Source organism: Azotobacter bryophylli (genome assembly GCF_042643485.1).
Taxonomy (GTDB): Bacteria; Pseudomonadota; Gammaproteobacteria; order Pseudomonadales; family Pseudomonadaceae; genus Azotobacter; species Azotobacter bryophylli.
Map to the genome: position 1 here is coordinate 58,650 of NZ_JBHRSJ010000017.1, position 1,706 is coordinate 60,355.

Genomic DNA, 1,706 nt, shown 5'->3' on the forward strand with positions numbered 1-1,706 from the left:
ACGCAGCGCCGATGCGGCCAAGGAGATCAAGGCCCTGATCGAGGACTCCTCGCGCCGGGTGCAGGACGGCTCGCAACTGGTCGAGCAGGCCGGCAAGACCATGGGCGAGGTGGTCGCCGCGGTGCACCGGGTGACCGACATCATCGACGAGATCTCCGCCGCCTCCCACGAGCAGAGCGAAGGCATCAGCCAGGTCAACACGGCCGTGGCGCAGATGGACGAGGTCACCCAGCAGAACGCCGCGCTGGTCCAGGAAGCCACCACCGCGTCCTCCGATTTGGCCGAGCAGGCCAAGCATCTGGAACAAACGGTGGCGGTGTTCCGCCTTGCCGCCGAGCAGGAATACCAGCCGCGCCGGCCGAAAGTCCCGGCCGCCAAGCCGCAGCTGGCTGGCCAGCCTACGGCGGCCCTGTCCGCGCCCCGGGCGAAACCGGAGCAGAAGGAAAGCCGCAAGCAATCCGTCGCCGAGGAGCAGTGGGAAGAGTTTTGATGTGCCGGACCGACGTCCGGCGTTTTTAGGCGATATGTAAGGTGTAAGCAGTAGTGAAGCAGTTGTTGGATCGGTTGACAGTCAAGGGGGCACTGACGGCTACGTTCGTGCTGTTCGTCGTGCTGCTGGCGGTTGTTGCCCTGGTGGGCTACCTGAACAGCCAGATGGCCCAGGGCATCATCGGCGAGTTGAACAGGGTGGCCGTGAACCAGGTCGACCAGATCAGCCGTGCCGAAATGAACAACCTGACCGCCTCCCTGCGCATGGGGCATTACCTGGAGTCCTCCGAAGGGATGTCCCTCGCCGAGCGCAAGCGCAGCCTCGAGAGCATCCGTCAGGACATCCAGTCGGCCGACGAGCTGCTCCAGGCCTTCGTCAAGGTGCCGGAGGATGCCACCGAGGCGCCCCTGGTCCGCGAGGTGGAGAAGACCTATGGCAAGGTCCGGGACCTCATGGTGCTGCAGCAGCAGGCACTGGAGGCGGGCGACATCCTGAAGTTCCAGTCCCTCAGGAGCGAGCTCTACGTCGCCACCGAGAACAGCTCGCCGGCCGTGAAGGCCTACTTCGACTACTCGGCGCGGGAAGTGCAGGAGATGCTGGACGACTACCAGCGCCAGCAGCGCCTGTTCATGCTCGCTGGCGCCATTGCCATGGGCGTTTCCCTGCTGTTGGTCTTCCTCGCGCGGATGAGGGTCATGTCCCTGGTGATCCGCCCCTTGAACGACGCCGTGGGCCATCTGCAGCGATTGGCCAAGGCCGACCTGTCGCAGCCGGTTCCGGTCGACTCGAACAACGAGATCGGCCAGCTGCTCGCCGCCATGCGCGACATGCAGGACAGCCTGATCCGCATCGTCGCCAACGTGCGCGAAGGCAGCCGCTCGATCCTGGTCGGCTCCGAACAGATCGCCAGCGGCAACGCCGATCTGTCCTCGCGCACCGAGCAGCAGGCCGCCTCCCTCGAGGAGACCGCCGCCAGCATGGAACAGCTCACCGGCACCGTGAAGCAGAACGCCGACAACGCCCGCCAGGCCAGCGCCCTGGCCAACGACGCCTCCAGCACCGCAGGCCAGGGCCGCGAGGTGGTCGGCCGGGTGGTCGAGACCATGCAGGGTATCAGCGAGAGCTCCCAGCAGATCGCCAATATCGTCAACGTCATCGACTCGATCGCCTTCCAGACCAACATCCTGGCCCTCAACGCCTCGGTGGAAGCCGCCCG

2 protein-coding genes are annotated in these 1,706 nt (G+C 65.7%); both read left to right on the top strand.

Annotated elements, in window-relative coordinates; translation table 11 throughout:
- On the top strand, nt 1-490 hold a 490-nt coding region (locus tag ACFOJE_RS10085), incomplete at its 5' end, for a methyl-accepting chemotaxis protein (protein WP_377814201.1).
- 53 nt (nt 491-543) lie between these two features.
- On the top strand, nt 544-1,706 hold a 1,163-nt coding region (locus tag ACFOJE_RS10090; RefSeq protein WP_377814202.1), incomplete at its 3' end, for a methyl-accepting chemotaxis protein.